A 14,590-nucleotide genomic window follows, 5' to 3' on the forward strand; every position below is an offset into this window, starting at 1 on the left:
ACCTCTCTAATTATTTAAAGATTCTGAATTAAGCGAATTGTAGATCTTGATCTCTACCCTTCGGTTCTTTGCTCGTCCTTCTGCTGTCGAATTGTCTGCGATCGGCACGTAAGATCCTCTGCCGGATGACTTGATATGTGCCGGATCCAGTGTCGTATTGTCCCGGATATAATTTGCCACATTCAAGGCACGGTACATGGAAAGGATATCATTGTCACTATACTGCTCTCCTGCCGCCGGTGGCACATTATCCGTGTGGCCTTCGATCTCGATCAGATTATTGGTGTAGTTATTAAGGATCACGGCGATCTTTTCCATGACCGGAAGAACTTCCTCCCGGATAGTCGCCTCACCGGAATTAAAGAGCAGGGCTCCGTTTAAATTGATCAGCGTGTAGTATTCATTGAACTCTACATCCACCTGATTCTCAAGACCATAGGATTGCAAAAGACGGCTGACCTGTTCTGCCATCTGCTCACTTTCCGTAAGCCCGGCATTTTCCAGTGTCTCCTGCGCTTCTTCTGTCGTCACCGTCGTATCCGGATTCGTAACCGAATCATCCGGTTCCTCGTCTCCCTTAGGAAGGGCTGAGGATGAATTGAAATAAATATCAAACTTTTCCAGCATGCTCACACCGGAAGATATCAATTCGCCATCTCCGATCGTCGAACCGCCCGACGGTAAAATACTAAAGGTACTCTGCAAAGACTGCACGACCATTTCAAACTTTTCTGTATCGACTGTTGACATAGAAAAGAGCAATACAAAGAAGCATAACAGCAAGTTCATCAGATCACTAAAGGTCGACATCCACGCTGGGGAGCCCTTTGGTGGATCCTCCTGTTTACGCTTTGCCACTATGCCTCACCTCCGTCTTCACTACCGGCATTATCTCGGTCAGATGGTGCTAGGAATGACTTGAGCTTTTCTTCGATAACACGAGGGTTCTCTCCTGCCTGAATAGATAAAAGACCTTCTACGGTAATCTCTCGCATCATGATTTCCATATCATTGTTCACTTTTAACTTTGCTGCTGTCGGACCTGCCAGCCAGTTTGCAATCAAGGAACCATACAATGTTGTCAAAAGTGCTACCGCCATATTCGGTCCGATTGAAGATGAATCTGTTAAGTTCTTCAACATATTTACCAGACCAATCAACGTACCAATCATACCCCAGGCTGGACCAAGTTCTGCCCATTTCTCCCAGAAACCAATAACCTTTTTATGTCTTGCTTCCAGATTAATCAAATCTGTTTCCAAAATACCACGCACAAGATCCGGATCCGTACCATCAACAACCAGATTGATACCTTTTTTTAAGAATTCATCATCCATATCGTGTGTCGCTTCTTCCAATGCCAGAAGGCCTTCTTTTCGAGATATATTGGATAAATTGATAATATTGGATATGACTTCCGATGCATCACCTACGGATGGTTCTTTCATCGCCAGTCCAATACTCTTTAGGCCGCTGATAAAATCCGCCAGCTTATGGGATGCCAGGGTACCCGCTAAGGAACCACCAATCGTAATAATAACAGATGGAAGATCCATAAAGTCTTCGACAATATTACCGCCGGACGACAAAATACCAAAGACAACCATGACCGCGCCTAAGATCAGACCGACTAACGATGCTATATCCAAACTATTCACCGCCTTACATATAAAATACTATATCTTGTGTTTTTCACACAAAAACCCATAGTTACACGTTTATTTAATCTTACTAAATTTTATCTATCTTGTCTACTTGTAATTCCATTTATTTATCATATTTCTACACAAATTGCGAAAATTTAAATAAAAAAAAGCCCACTTTATAGCAGGCTATTTTTTATACATTATCGTTTCAGATTAACCAGTTCTTCCAGCAATGTATCCGAAGTTGTAATAATTCGTGAATTTGCCTGGAAACCTCTCTGTGTCGTAATCATATCTGTAAACTGCTCAGAAAGATCAACATTAGACATTTCCAACTGTCCTGTTGTCATGCTGCCGCCATCTGCTGTAACCTCAACACCAATACCATCGAAATCACCGGAGTTTAATGTTGTTCCATAACAGTTATTACCAAGACTTTCCAGACCGGATGCATTTGCAAACTGCGCTACCGGAATCTGTCCCAAAAGAACAGTATTACCGTTATCATAAGAACCATAAATCTTTCCGGTTCCATCAATTGATACTCCTGTTAACTGTCCGAGTTTCTTTCCGGTTCCGTCGGTTGCCTTTTCTGCAGCGCCTTTTTCAAACTCTGCTGTAGAACTTCCACCATGATTCTGGTTTAAAAGATGGCTGAAGTCAATGGAAATATCCTCAAAGTTATCACCCAGAAGTGACATATTTAATGAAACAGATGTCGTTCCTGCGGAATCGATAAAACGGAAAGTTCCGTCGCTGGTATTAAACTGCAAAGTATAATTTGTCGTATCATAGGTCAGGTTCAACATACCGGTTGTCGTATCTACTGCCAGTGTTCCGGATGCTGCCGTATCTGCATCGATACCATAGATATCTGCAATGGAACGGAAGGTCTGCTTGCCGGCGCCATCCGTAAAGTTGTAGCCCAGTTCACCGCCTACGGTGACCGGTGCGCCGTCTGCACTTGTGACCATGGTATAGGTCGTACCATTTTCCGTATAGGTAATGCTTGCCGGATTGGTAGAGTTGTCCAAGGTATAATTCTTGCTTACGGAGAAGGATTTTACCGCTGTGGTGTCGTTACCGAAGATCTGGTCAAGGGCATCACTGCCGGCTGCGTCCACCCCCTGCTTATCCAGCCACTCAGCAAGGATATCATTGTTATCACTGTCATAAATATTGGTCAGTTCCACGGAATATGTACCGGCATCCGTATCAACTGCCTTGTATGCAAATTTTGCAGTATAAGAATATCCCAGATTATCAAAGAAAGATAAGGTACGGACATAACCTGCATCGCTGGTCACGTTGGTATCGTTCTTATCGATCAATCCGGAAACGTTTGCCTTTGTTGTTGCCTCAGGTGCGCTTGTCATATTATCTGCCTGCATGATACGAAGGGCAGATACAGTATCCTTGCGGATATCCCCTGTCAGAGGATCAACCTGCCATCCCATGACAGTATAACCTGTAGATGTCATTGCAAGGTTTCCCGCACCATCTAAGTAGAAAGATCCTGCTCTTGTAAAAAGATTTTCTGTTCCATTATTTACGATAAAGAAATTGGTAGAACTTCCGTTGGTCAGGCGGATATCCAGGGCATCGCCTGTGGATTGTGCTGCACCGGGAGAAGTGATGCTGACCTTTGTTGCTGCTGTTGATACACCAAGACCTATCTGCATGGCATTTTTTCCACCCGTTGTTGCTGTGGCTGCCGTAGCCCCTGATGTTGTCTGATACATAATATCAGCAAACGTCGTAGATGACGCTTTAAAGCCAACTGTGTTGACGTTTGAGATGTTGTTACCAATAACATCCATCTTTGTCTGGTGTGTTTTTAATCCTGATACACCAGAATACATTGCTCTCATCATAATAAATGACCTCCTAAATTGCTGTGTTGCCGTATCTGTCAGTCAACGGCATTAGCCTCCATAAGGTCCGGCTAAATAATTACAGCTCCGTCTATATTTGTAAATACATTTTCGTCAGACTCTGTCTGATCCATTGCGGTTACTACTGTCTGATTCGGGACATTTACAATAAATGCCAAAGAATCAACGATAACCAAGGATTCTTTTATTCCTTTTTCACTGGCTTTTGCCACTCCTGCTTCCAAGCGCTGGCTCTGGTCTGCGGATAAAGCGATATCTCTTTGTTCTAGGCGCATATTGGCATGCTTGGAAAACTTGAGTTCTGATGTCGACTCTGCCGTGCCACCCATCTGCTGTCGTAAGACATCTTCAAAGGAAAGTCCTGTGGTCTTTTCTTTTGTCTTATTATCCTGCGTCTTGAGATACTGACCGGTGACCTGCTCGATCGAGGTAAAGGAATTGTTGATCGGATTCATTTGCATCACGCTCCTTACTCTGTTGCAGTAGTTGTATCATCGGATGTGGTCGTATCATCTGTACTGTCCTTACCGACTTCTGCTTCTGCATCTTTGAGTGCCCGTAAACGTTCTTCCAGTTTCTCCAGTGACTTGACCGTGTCAGCAGAAACAAATGATTTCTGTGAATCTGTCATTGCATCATAGAACTGTCTTGCTTCCTTGATCTTGTCCTCATCCGCTGTCGTAAGTGTGTAGACCGTCGGCAGTTTCTTGATCATATCGGCAAAAGTCTGTGCACTGAGCACGCCTTCATAATAATCGTCATCGCAAACACTATCCAGTTTATCGATACTGTATAATTTGTTGTTCACAGATAAGAACATCTTATTGTCTTCCGTCATCACATAATCTACTTTTCCGGAAATGTACTGATCGTCATCCAGTAAGATAACATACTTTCCGACCAGTGAGTTTGCCTCGATCGTAGACATCTGACTCTGTACGGACTGTACGGCTTCGATCTGTGAAAAAGATGCAAGTTCGGATACATACTCTGTATTACTTGTCGGTTCCAGTGGATCCTGATACTGCATTTCAGCAACCAGTAACTTTAAAAACATCTCCTTGTCATAGGTGTTGGACTTGCTGTCCGTGTCTGTCTTTTTTGACTGACTTGCGCTGCTATCGACCACTTTACCATCTTTAATCTCCTGTACAAGTGCCATAAATCTCCTCCTTTCTCATATTCCTATGCGGTGTAATTGACGGTGTTACCCTGATCCCGCATCATCTTTGTTACTAATTCTTCCTCTTGTGTCATGAGTCCCTGTAGATCATCCAGATCATTCATATTCAGGTTTCTCATCTTTTTCGGACGTTGATTCTGTCCTTCCTGTCCCTGTTCCTGATTCTGCTGACCGGCTTCCAGATTTCTCTCAAATTCATGGGTTCCCACGGAAATCTCTACAGACTGTACCTTGGTCTGTGACTGGTTCATCTGCTCTTTTAACTGGAACATCTGATTTTCCAAGGCTTCCTTGACCTGCTCATTCTGTGTGTAGATATGAGCCTTGACCTGACCATTTTCCTCGGTCACTTCCATCAAGACCTTTCCCAGCCCCTCCGGGTGCAAAAGCATCTCAACCGTCGTCTTATCGCCATCCATCGTTGTGCGGCTTGCCTCAACGATCTGGTCGATGATGGACTGAACGGAAACGCTTTCTCCTGTAGGCAGTTCTACGGTCGGTTCCATGTGCGAGGCAAATTCCGTAATCGGACTTTCTGCCTGCATCGGTGTCAGATCCTGGGTCGGATGGATCTCAGTTTTTGTCTGCTGTTTTAAAAAAGCATCTGTGTCCTGATCTGTGGCATCTTCCTGCCCCTGATCGGTCTGCTTTTCGGTCGTCACATCCTTGGAACCTGCTGTTACAAGTTCGTCTGTCTCGTCCGTCTTAGTCGGTTCGATCGTTTCCTCTGTCGGGATCTCTACCTGCTCGGTCGCCTCTTCGGCTACCACCGTATCTTTGACGTCCTCTGTCTTTTGCATGGTTTCTTCTGTCCCCTCTGTTGCCTTGGCAGGTTCATGCAGATTGTCTGTCGTTCCTGCTTCCTCCACATCGGTCGTTACCAGTTCTGCCATCTGCTGTAAGTCTTCCATAGATATTCCAAGATCTTCCTGCAGTCCACCAGCCAGATCATTCACTTTTAAAACGATCTGTGGGAAAGCATCGCTTACAAGAAGACTTGCGGAATCCTCACTGCCGGACAACTTTGTTACCAATGCAGCCAGATTCGACTGATCTGTCAGATCAAGAAATTGTAATCCCAGATCTTCCATGGCTTTTTCAATCTGCTCATCTGTCACATCCAATTCGTCCTTGATAGCATCTTTGACATCCTTTGCAAAAGCATCGGTCTTGTCTTTGACGTCCTTTGTCTGGGCCATGCCTTTATCATCCTGCTTTGCAAGTGATACATCAGACCGCTTGTTTTCCATCTGCGGAGCACGTTCAATCTTACCGGCATTGCCTGCACTTTGTACTACCTGTGGTGCTATTGCAGAACTTTTTTGCATCTGCATCATCTGCCGGAAATCTCCACCGGATGTGTCTTTTGCACTCGTCTGCTTGGCATTTGCCACCGTAGCCGTCGGCATCAGGATATTTGCTATTCCTGTGCTTGTCATGGCATCTTCCTCCTTCCATATGCAGTTATCAATGTACCTGTCTCATAAGATGAGACTATATATTCTTAAGGCTCCATCAACTTGGTCACAGCCGCAGCCGTATCCGCATTCATGGCTCCCAGAATATCACCTCTGGATTGGGCATCCATAGCCCAAAGTATCTTGCCTACCAATGGCAGATCATCTGTCATTGTATCAAAAATAGCAGCTGCCTGTTTGGCTTTCATGGAAGAATACGTCGATGCATAAGACTTGATCTGTTCATCTTCCTGCAACTGTTCTACCACCTGCTTGTATATCTCTTCTGCCTTTTCCGGCTCGATACTCTCATAATATTCCTTATATGCACTTATATCGGGTGCATTGTCCGAAAAAACAACCTCTTGATAGAATTTTTCTTTTTCTTCTTCAAAAGCGGCTTCGTTTTCTTTATAGTTCTGCAGTTCCTGTGACTGCGCCTCTAAATCTGCCACATGGGCATCCGAGTCATCCTTGCTTGCCTTGACATCCGCCAGTTCCTTTTCCAGTTCCTTGATGCGCTTTACCGCATCCTCAACAGAATCATAGGCATAGGCCTCGTCCTCTTTTGCATATTCCTGCACATCCGGCAGGATCTTATTGATCACAGGTACATCCTTTAGAACCGGATATAAGACGGTCGAGCCAAAACCGCCGACATCCATCTTTACCAGCAATCCCAAGATCAAAAGCCACAATAATACGATAAAGACAGCCACAACGCCGATCAGGACTTTGCCGCCTAAGGTTTCTTCTTCCTCTTCGCCGTTTTCTTCTTTCTTTTCTTTCTTACGGGCGCGCTTTGCTTCCTTTGCCGCCTGTCTCTTTGCCTTCTTGTCTTCCTTTTCGTCTGCCATTCTTTTACTCCTGTTCTTCTTTGCTGTGATAGGTGTAACTTACCAGTTCATCCGTCATCTTGCCTTCTTCTGCCGCCAATTCTTCTTTGAAGGCTTCAAATGCTTTTTCCTTGAGGTTTTCATGGGTCTTTCTCTCTTTCATGACCTCATTCAAACGCTTTCTTGCCATCTCCAGATTTCGCTGTGCCGTGTGTACCGCGATCATCTGGTCGCGGATCATGGATTTAACGGAATCGCTTGCCCGCTTACAGGTCTGGATCTCTACGATGTCAAGTTTTGCACTTGTTAGTTCTTTTAATCTGGCTTCATAACCGGCTTTGCGGACAAAAAGTTTTTGCAGTTTTTCCTGTTCCTCCAAAAGCCTTGCATTGGCGATACCGTAAGCCACTTTTTCCTGTTCTTCCATCTTTTCTTTGATTTCCAGAATATTCTGCATGCGATATCTGAATTTTGCCATCTGCCGTCACTTCCTATATCTATGCACTCTCGCCGAACATCTGCTCCAGTGCGCCAACTACCTCGTCAAAATCAAACTTATCCTCTGTACTCTGGCAAAGGAAAGCATTGACCTGATCTATCTTTTCGATCGCATAATCGATATTGTTGTTGGATCCTGCCTTGTAAGCCCCGATATTAATCAGATCTTCCGCTTCCTGATAGGTTGCCATGACATTCTTTAATTTGCCCGCCATGGTCTTATGTTCCTTGGTCGCAATCGAACTCATGACACGGGAAATGCTTGCTAAGACATCGATCGCCGGATAATGGTTTTTCTGTGCCAGTTTTCTGGAAAGGACAATATGTCCGTCCAAAATACCACGCGCCGTATCCGTAATCGGTTCATTGAAATCATCGCCGTCAACAAGCACCGTATAAAGACCGGTGATCGATCCCTTATCGGAATTGCCGGCACGCTCTAAGAGTTTTGGCATCTCCGAATAAACGCTCGGCGGATAACCTCTTGTTACCGGCGGTTCTCCTGCCGCAAGACCGATTTCTCTTTGCGCCATGGAAAAACGGGTCAGCGAATCCATCATCAAAAGGACATCCTTGCCCTGGTCGCGGAAATATTCTGCGATCGCTGTTGCCGTCTTTGCCGCACATTTACGGATGGACGCCGGTTTGTCTGATGTCGCCACCACAACGACACTGCGCTTCATGCCTTCCGATCCCAAGTCCCTCTCGATGAACTCACGTACCTCACGGCCACGCTCGCCGATCAGGGCGATCACATTGATATCTGCCTTGGTGTTTCGTGCAAACATACCCATCAGGGTAGATTTTCCAACACCGGATCCTGCAAAGATACCGATTCTCTGTCCTTTGCCGACCGTGATCAGTCCGTCCACTGCCTTTACGCCCAGCGGCAATACCTGTGAAATGATCTCACGGTTCATAGGCTCCGGCGGCGTTGCGTCGACCGGATAATGCTGGGGCAGATGGAGGTCCTCTGCATCCGTCGGTCGTCCGATGCCGTCTAGGGTGTGCCCTAGAAGTTCGTCCCCGACCGGAATGGAAAGCGGTGCCTTGGTATTTTCAACAACCGCACCAATACCGATGCCATCAACACTGTCAAAGGGTGTCAGAAGCAGATGCTTATCACGAAATCCAACCACCTGTGCCATGACAGCCTGCGAACGGTCGCCTCCTACAAAAATACGGCATAGATCGTTCAACTTAGCATCCGGTCCGACAGACTCAATTGTGAGCCCCACCACTTTCGTGACGCGGCCCAGACAGTCAAAATATGTTTCATTTGTAAGTGCTAAATATTTGTTACGATCAATTTCCACCTTATATCTCCATTAACTAAGGGATTTTATATCCTTGATCAGATTGCGCATCTGGGTATCCATACCACAATCAAAAAGTCCACCATCGGTCTCGATCATGCATTGCGTCTCATCCAAAAGCGGATCTAAGACAATATCTAAAGTCATGTCCTGCCCTACTTTTGCCTGTAACTCCTCTTTATGCGCACGTAAAAATTCCAGATTGGCTTCGCCGACACGGATCATAAACTCCTTACTGCCTTCTATGTTGGCAAGGGCCTGATCGACGGCATGCCAGATGATCTCTTTTTTATCTCCAAACTGCACCAGAAAAACTTTTTCTACCACATCACAGACCACATCCACCAACTCGTGCTCCATGTTCTTTTGTTTCTGGTCGTAGTCCGCCTGCAACTGCTCTTTTTCTGCCTGCATTCGGCTTTCTAATTCCCGCTGTCTGGCAGCGGCTTCCTGTAAGCCCTGCTCATAGCCCTCTTTTTGTCCTTCGGCTTCGGCATGGGACCGCATGGCATCTGCCTGTTCTCCTGCCTCTGCCAGGATAGCATCTGCCTGCTCTCTCGCCTCAGAAAGAATGGCATCCGCCTCTTCTTTTGCCTGTGCGACATAGTCTATCTCCGGCTCCGCTTCCTCTGCCTCCTCCGGCATCTGCTGGCCAAGACATTCTGTATCTTCATCCAGTGACTCCCCATCCATAGGTACAAAGGCATCCTCAGAATTCAGTGCCTGCATCTGACGTTTTTTTTCTTCGCGTCGTCTCTCCTCGATCTTTTCTCCGACCAGTTCATTGGAGTCGATGACGCAGGTCTTTTGTTCTCCCTGTGGTGCCATCTGCACACGATATAATATATTAGACAACGAGTTCGTCACCTCCACCTCTGGAGATTACGATCTCAGCAGAATCCTCTAACTTGCGGATAATACCAACGATCTTCTGCTGTGCTTCCTCGACATCCTTCATACGGACAGGACCCATGAATTCCATATCTTCCTTGATCATGGTAGCCATACGTGAAGACATATTCTTGAAGATTGCAGCCTGCACTTCTTCGTTGGCACCCTTTAGGGCAACACTCAGATCACTGTTATCCACATCACGCATAACACGCTGAATGGCTCTGTCGTCCAGAAGCAGGATATCTTCGAATACAAACATCTTCTTGCGGATCTCGTCGGCAAGTTCCGGTTCTTCGATCTCGAGGGACTCCATGATACGCTTTTCTGTACCACGGTCTACGGTATTTAAGATTGCTACGATGGCATCCACGCCACCCGCGATCGTGTAATCCTGATTGATGAGGGATGATAACTTTCGCTCCAAGACGCGCTCCACCTCCTTGATGACTTCCGGTGAAGTACGATCCATGGTCGCAATACGTTTTGCCACATCTGCCTGCTTGTCCGGATCCAAAGCACCCAAGATCATGGATGCCTGTCCCGGTGACAGGTAAGATAAGATCATGGCTATGGTCTGTGGATGTTCATCCTGGATAAAGTTGAGCACCTGTGAAGGCTCTGTCTTTCGTATAAACTCAAACGGTCTTACCTGCAAAGAAGCCGTCAACTTGGTGATGACACGTGTTGCCTCATCAGCACCCAGTGCCTTCTCCAAAAGTTCTTTGGCATAACCGATACCACCTTCTGCGATATACTGCTGTGCCAGACAGACCTGATAAAATTCGTTGATCACGTCCTCTTTTAATTTTGGAGATACACTCTGTGTATTGGCAATCTCTAAGGTAAGTTCTTCGATTTCATCTTCTTTTAAATGTTTAAAAATGTCCGCAGATTTTTCTGGTCCTAATGTGATCAATAAGATTGCCGCTTTTTGCACACCGGATAATTCTTCATTTGCCATAATTAACCCCAATCATCATTTAACCAGTTGCGGAGCAAGGATGCTACCGCCTCCGGATTTTCATCTACAAATTTTTCTATCAGAACTCTCGCCTCAGACTTTTCATTGAAACCGATATCATCCAACTGGTCTTCCTGTGCCTCCAATAAAGATTCCACGGTAACTTCCTCGGCAAGGGCTTCTTCCTGCTGTGGGCGCATACTTCTGAATACCACAAAAGCAAGCATTGCAAAGATCAGCACTGCCAAGATGATCTGTAAATAATCCGTCCAGTCTCTGCCACTGCCCTCAGAATACTGGAACATCGGGATCTCATAGGCAACAATGGAAATATTGTCGGTAGAGATACCGGTCGCTTTGGATACCATATCATAAAAATCCTGATCCACATCCGTCTTTACACGGTCAGAATTCTGTGCCACAAATTCATCGAAGGTCATATTATCAAGCGTTCCGTCTGCCTTTAACTTGTCCTCGTTGTAGATCACCCGGTTGGTTGCAACAACGGTCAGGGAAGAATTGTCCAGATCGATCGTTCCGACTGCCTTTTCCGTTGTCGTGATCGTCTCGCTCGGCAGATAGTCCTCTGTAATGTCCGAAGTCGTAGAGGAAGTAATCGTACCGTCTTCCAAGACATAGGTCGTATCATCATCATTGGTATCGGTACCCGGTGTACCGCCGGCACCCGAGGTCGATTCGGAAGTAGACTCGGTACGGCTGTCCAGATAGCCCTGTGTCTGTCCGTCGTCAACATAGTAATGATAGTCCTCAACCTTTTGCTGATCGAAATTCATATCCAGATTCATACCCACTTCTACATTGTCATAGACATTGGTACCCAAGATAACGCTCTTGACCGCACTTGTCACATTGGCTTCTGCCTTTTGCTGGACTGTCAGATTGGAAGATGCCTTTCCCGCAGTCGAGGATTCATCTCCGCCGGAGAAAAGCGTATTGCCGTCTCCATCAATGATCTCGATATTTTCAGTCGACTTGTTGCCCAAAGCCGTTGCCACATAACGGGCGATACCTGCCGCCTGCTCCTCGCTCATATCATCACTCAGTTGCAGATTGATGCTGGCGTATGCCTCCTCATCCTTGGAAAGGATGGTGCCGTCATCTGATGGCAGGGACAAGGTCACATATGCCTTGGATACATTGGAAATGGTCTCCAGATCATCCGCCATCTTTTCCTCTAAATATAACTGGTACTTTTTGTTCTTGTCCGCCTCAGTCGTACTAAAACTTCCATCGATGGCATCACTGATGCTGTAGCCGTCCGATGGGATGTCATTGCTTCCCAGGAGGATGGTCGCATTGGCACGGTCTTCCTGCTTGACCGTGTAGGTAAGACCGTCATCCGAAACTTCATAAGTGATACTGTTACTGTCTAAAAGATCCTTGACAGAAGATGCCTGTTTTGCCGAATCACAAGTGATCAGATTGACCATGGTCGGTCTTGTCATGACAAATCCCAAGATGGAAAATGCCACGACAACGACAGCCGCGATACTGATAATCAGCGCCTTTTGTCTGGTGCTAAAATTCTTCCACCACTCCACTATTCGATTTAATATCTGTTGTATTCTCTCAGGCATGACTTACTTCCTTCTATTCTTTAGATCTGCATATTCATAATCGTATTGTAACCGGAAATGAACTGGTTACGGACCGCAACTGTATATTGCAGTGCCAGATTCGCCTTCCGCTCTGCGATCAAAAGATCGTGCACATTGTCCGATTCTCCCAAAGCAAAGGATACCGCCTCAGCAGAGGCATTGTTCTGCAGACTGTTGGTATCATCCACCATTTTCATGGCATTGCTCAAAATAGTGTCAAAACTGCCGTCCGTAGCCGAAGTCTGGTTTGCCTGCCGGACCGAAGATTGATTGTTGGTTGTCTTGTAAAGCCCGTTTAAGGCTGCTGCTGATGTAACGTCCATTGTTTTCTCCTAATGCATTATGACTGACCGATGTTAAGTCCCGCCTGTACCATAGACTTCATGGCATTAAAAGCGGTCGTGTTTGCCTCATAGGCGCGGCTGCTGTCGATCAGATTGGTCATCTCGGTTACCGTATTGACATTTGGATAAGAGACATAGCCATTCTCATCCGCATCCGGATGGGACGGATCATACTCCATGGTAAAATCAGTCTCATAATCCTCTGTCACGGAAGCGACCTTGACACCATTGCCCTGAAACTTCTTGGTATCTGATAAGATATCTGAAAAAGACGGCGTGATCTCCTTTTCCTGAAAAGTGACGATCTTACGCCTGTAAGGCGTCCCGTCCTCGGTCCTTGTTGTATTTACATTTGCGATATTCTCTGCGATCGTATCCATACGGAAACGCTGTGCACTCATGCCGGATGCGCAGATGTCAAATGATTGAAATAATCCCATGGTCTACCTCCTTATGGTGTCTGCATTGCCGTGTTCATGCGGGTAAATTCATTGCTGACCGCAGACGTCAATGTCTGATAGCGTAACTGTTCCGATGCCAGTTCCACATTTTCTGTATCAATATCTACATTGTTGCCATCCAAGCGGTAGGAATAAGACGCATAATCAGTATAAGTCCTGCCTTCCAACTTGTTTAAGGGCACATTGTCCACGGCTTTTTGCAGGGTATCATACTTAGAACTTTTGAGTTCTCTCTTTAAGACATCTTCAAATGCAACATCCTGTCTCTTGTAGCCGGGCGTGTCAACATTAGCGATATTGTTGCCGATCACCGTCTCGCGCGTCCAACTGGCATCTGCTGCCCGATCTAGCACATTGATATAACTAAAGGCATTTGAATTGATCATGCTCCTACCTCCTTTTGGTACATACTTAGCCTAATCTTATTATATTATAAATTATATCTATGAAAACACAAGTGTTTTTTACATGATATTGTGTCATTTTCTAAAGGCCGACACAAGTATTTGTAAAAAAAGAAAAGGAACCTACGGTCGTCCATAAGTCCCTTTTACTATCATCCATCCTTGTTCTATGCAGTTTAACTATTGCGTCTGACCTTGTCCAACTCATCAAACACAGCATCATTTAATACCTTGATGTAGGTTCCCTTCATACCGGATGACCGGGATTCGATCACGCCGGCGCTCTCAAACTTGCGGAGTGCATTGACAATCACTGATCTTGTGATTCCTACACGATCTGCAATCTTGGAGGCTACCAGGATTCCTTCCTCTCCCTCCAGTTCATCAAAGATATGAATGATGGCTTCCAATTCAGAAAATGAAAGCGTACTGATCGCTGACTTCACGATCTGTATCTTGCGGTTCTCCTCTGCATTCTCTTCATTGACAGACCGCATCATTTCCAGTCCGACAACGGTCGTTCCATACTCGCATAAAATGATATCGTCGATATCATATGGCTTGTCATAACGATATACAAAAAGTGTTCCCAATCGCTCACCCGCAATATCCAGCGGTGCGATGATGGCAGAATAACGATTGATATCTGCCCCCTCAAAGCCCAGAGTCTGTAAGTTGACATTCTCCTTGGTGGATAAGATGCCGAGCAGACGCTCGTTCAACATCGGATCAATAAAACCGCCTACCTCATCAACAATGAGTTCGGTGATGTCCGGTGTAGACTTGCTGTGGCTGACACCTAAGACCTTGCCCTTTTTACTGATAACCAGAATACAGGAGTCCAGGATCTCGGTCAGAACCTGACAGATATCGTTAAATACTACTTTTGAGGAATTGTTGTTATGCAATAATTTGCCGATCTTCCTCGTCTTATCTAATAATTGAACGCTCATGTTCTTCCTCCTCGCGCAACATACTACATTTCCTAATAACTAAAGAGATTTTAGCACAATAGCATAACAATTACAAGAGTATTCTGAAAATTCCATATACTTATACGAATTGTGTCACACGAG

General features: G+C 45.6%; 16 protein-coding genes. All 16 read right to left on the minus strand.

All coding sequences use genetic code 11. From position 1 onward, the window contains the following. Nucleotides 1-6 precede the first annotated feature (6 nt). The 16 genes from H8R94_RS01460 to codY all read right to left on the minus strand — a co-directional run bounded on the left by H8R94_RS01460 (nt 7) and on the right by codY (nt 14,467). On the minus strand, nt 7-858 hold the full coding sequence (locus H8R94_RS01460) for an OmpA/MotB family protein (RefSeq protein WP_118534723.1): 852 nt from the start codon (nt 856-858) through the stop codon (nt 7-9). Then, on the minus strand, nt 858-1,649 hold the full coding sequence (locus H8R94_RS01465; RefSeq protein ID WP_186853651.1) for a motility protein A: 792 nt from the start codon (nt 1,647-1,649) through the stop codon (nt 858-860). The genes H8R94_RS01460 and H8R94_RS01465 overlap by 1 nt, the downstream gene beginning before the upstream one ends. A 197-nt stretch (nt 1,650-1,846) precedes the next feature. After that, on the minus strand, nt 1,847-3,520 hold the full coding sequence (locus H8R94_RS01470; protein ID WP_186853652.1) for a flagellar hook protein FlgE: 1,674 nt from the start codon (nt 3,518-3,520) through the stop codon (nt 1,847-1,849). A 71-nt stretch (nt 3,521-3,591) separates the two neighbouring features. Next, entirely contained in the window at nt 3,592-3,996 is a 405-nt protein-coding gene (locus H8R94_RS01475; RefSeq protein WP_118281071.1) for a TIGR02530 family flagellar biosynthesis protein, read from the minus strand. A gap of 14 nt (nt 3,997-4,010) precedes the next feature. After that, the gene (locus H8R94_RS01480) at nt 4,011-4,703 is read right to left on the minus strand and encodes a flagellar hook assembly protein FlgD (RefSeq protein WP_118534721.1); all 693 of its coding nucleotides are present in this window, start codon (nt 4,701-4,703) and stop codon (nt 4,011-4,013) included. Nucleotides 4,704-4,726: 23 nt separating this feature from the next. Continuing rightward, nucleotides 4,727-6,163, minus strand: coding sequence for a flagellar hook-length control protein FliK (locus H8R94_RS01485; protein ID WP_186853653.1), 1,437 nt, complete (start codon nt 6,161-6,163; stop codon nt 4,727-4,729). 65 nt (nt 6,164-6,228) lie between these two features. Continuing rightward, nucleotides 6,229-7,038, minus strand: coding sequence for a MotE family protein (locus H8R94_RS01490; protein WP_118281068.1), 810 nt, complete (start codon nt 7,036-7,038; stop codon nt 6,229-6,231). Nucleotides 7,039-7,042: 4 nt separating this feature from the next. Continuing rightward, nucleotides 7,043-7,495, minus strand: coding sequence for a flagellar export protein FliJ (fliJ, locus tag H8R94_RS01495; RefSeq protein ID WP_118281067.1), 453 nt, complete (start codon nt 7,493-7,495; stop codon nt 7,043-7,045). Between the two features lie 19 nt (nt 7,496-7,514). Beyond that, the gene (gene fliI, locus H8R94_RS01500) at nt 7,515-8,825 is read right to left on the minus strand and encodes a flagellar protein export ATPase FliI (RefSeq protein ID WP_408638999.1); all 1,311 of its coding nucleotides are present in this window, start codon (nt 8,823-8,825) and stop codon (nt 7,515-7,517) included. Nucleotides 8,826-8,843: 18 nt separating this feature from the next. Next, nucleotides 8,844-9,686 (minus strand): FliH/SctL family protein, encoded by an 843-nt coding sequence (locus H8R94_RS01505; protein ID WP_243238428.1) that lies wholly within the window; start codon nt 9,684-9,686, stop codon nt 8,844-8,846. Beyond that, a complete protein-coding gene (gene fliG / locus H8R94_RS01510; protein ID WP_118281065.1) occupies nt 9,679-10,686 on the minus strand; it encodes a flagellar motor switch protein FliG in 1,008 nt (335 codons plus the stop codon). Before fliG ends, H8R94_RS01505 begins: the two co-directional genes overlap by 8 nt. 2 nt (nt 10,687-10,688) lie before the next feature. Then, nucleotides 10,689-12,284, minus strand: a complete 1,596-nt coding sequence (locus tag H8R94_RS01515; protein ID WP_186853655.1) for a flagellar M-ring protein FliF C-terminal domain-containing protein — start codon at nt 12,282-12,284, stop codon at nt 10,689-10,691. Nucleotides 12,285-12,304: 20 nt separating this feature from the next. Further along, the gene (fliE, locus tag H8R94_RS01520; RefSeq protein WP_118281063.1) at nt 12,305-12,628 is read right to left on the minus strand and encodes a flagellar hook-basal body complex protein FliE; all 324 of its coding nucleotides are present in this window, start codon (nt 12,626-12,628) and stop codon (nt 12,305-12,307) included. A gap of 17 nt (nt 12,629-12,645) precedes the next feature. After that, nucleotides 12,646-13,089, minus strand: a complete 444-nt coding sequence (flgC, locus tag H8R94_RS01525; RefSeq protein ID WP_118281062.1) for a flagellar basal body rod protein FlgC — start codon at nt 13,087-13,089, stop codon at nt 12,646-12,648. An 11-nt stretch (nt 13,090-13,100) separates the two neighbouring features. After that, complete coding sequence (flgB, locus tag H8R94_RS01530; protein WP_186853656.1) at nt 13,101-13,496, minus strand: flagellar basal body rod protein FlgB; 396 nt, start codon at nt 13,494-13,496, stop codon at nt 13,101-13,103. A gap of 194 nt (nt 13,497-13,690) precedes the next feature. Continuing rightward, nucleotides 13,691-14,467: a GTP-sensing pleiotropic transcriptional regulator CodY gene (codY, locus tag H8R94_RS01535; protein WP_118281060.1), complete on the minus strand. Its 777-nt coding sequence runs from the start codon at nt 14,465-14,467 to the stop codon at nt 13,691-13,693. Nucleotides 14,468-14,590: the final 123 nt, after the last annotated feature.

Source organism: Roseburia lenta (assembly GCF_014287435.1).
Classification (GTDB): Bacteria; Bacillota; Clostridia; order Lachnospirales; family Lachnospiraceae; genus Pararoseburia; species Pararoseburia lenta.

What these genes read in the sequence shown, in the direction of transcription:
- H8R94_RS01470 (WP_186853652.1), bottom strand. Translation starts at nt 3,520, where the DNA reads ATGATGAGAGCAATGTATTCTGGTGTATCAGGATTAAAAACACACCAG.
- H8R94_RS01475 (WP_118281071.1), bottom strand. Translation starts at nt 3,996, where the DNA reads ATGAATCCGATCAACAATTCCTTTACCTCGATCGAGCAGGTCACCGGT.
- H8R94_RS01480 (WP_118534721.1), bottom strand. Translation starts at nt 4,703, where the DNA reads ATGGCACTTGTACAGGAGATTAAAGATGGTAAAGTGGTCGATAGCAGC.
- H8R94_RS01485 (WP_186853653.1), bottom strand. Translation starts at nt 6,163, where the DNA reads ATGACAAGCACAGGAATAGCAAATATCCTGATGCCGACGGCTACGGTG.
- H8R94_RS01490 (WP_118281068.1), bottom strand. Translation starts at nt 7,038, where the DNA reads ATGGCAGACGAAAAGGAAGACAAGAAGGCAAAGAGACAGGCGGCAAAG.
- fliJ (WP_118281067.1), bottom strand. Translation starts at nt 7,495, where the DNA reads ATGGCAAAATTCAGATATCGCATGCAGAATATTCTGGAAATCAAAGAA.
- fliG (WP_118281065.1), bottom strand. Translation starts at nt 10,686, where the DNA reads ATGGCAAATGAAGAATTATCCGGTGTGCAAAAAGCGGCAATCTTATTG.
- H8R94_RS01515 (WP_186853655.1), bottom strand. Translation starts at nt 12,284, where the DNA reads ATGCCTGAGAGAATACAACAGATATTAAATCGAATAGTGGAGTGGTGG.
- fliE (WP_118281063.1), bottom strand. Translation starts at nt 12,628, where the DNA reads ATGGACGTTACATCAGCAGCAGCCTTAAACGGGCTTTACAAGACAACC.
- flgC (WP_118281062.1), bottom strand. Translation starts at nt 13,089, where the DNA reads ATGGGATTATTTCAATCATTTGACATCTGCGCATCCGGCATGAGTGCA.
- flgB (WP_186853656.1), bottom strand. Translation starts at nt 13,496, where the DNA reads ATGATCAATTCAAATGCCTTTAGTTATATCAATGTGCTAGATCGGGCA.
- codY (WP_118281060.1), bottom strand. Translation starts at nt 14,467, where the DNA reads ATGAGCGTTCAATTATTAGATAAGACGAGGAAGATCGGCAAATTATTG.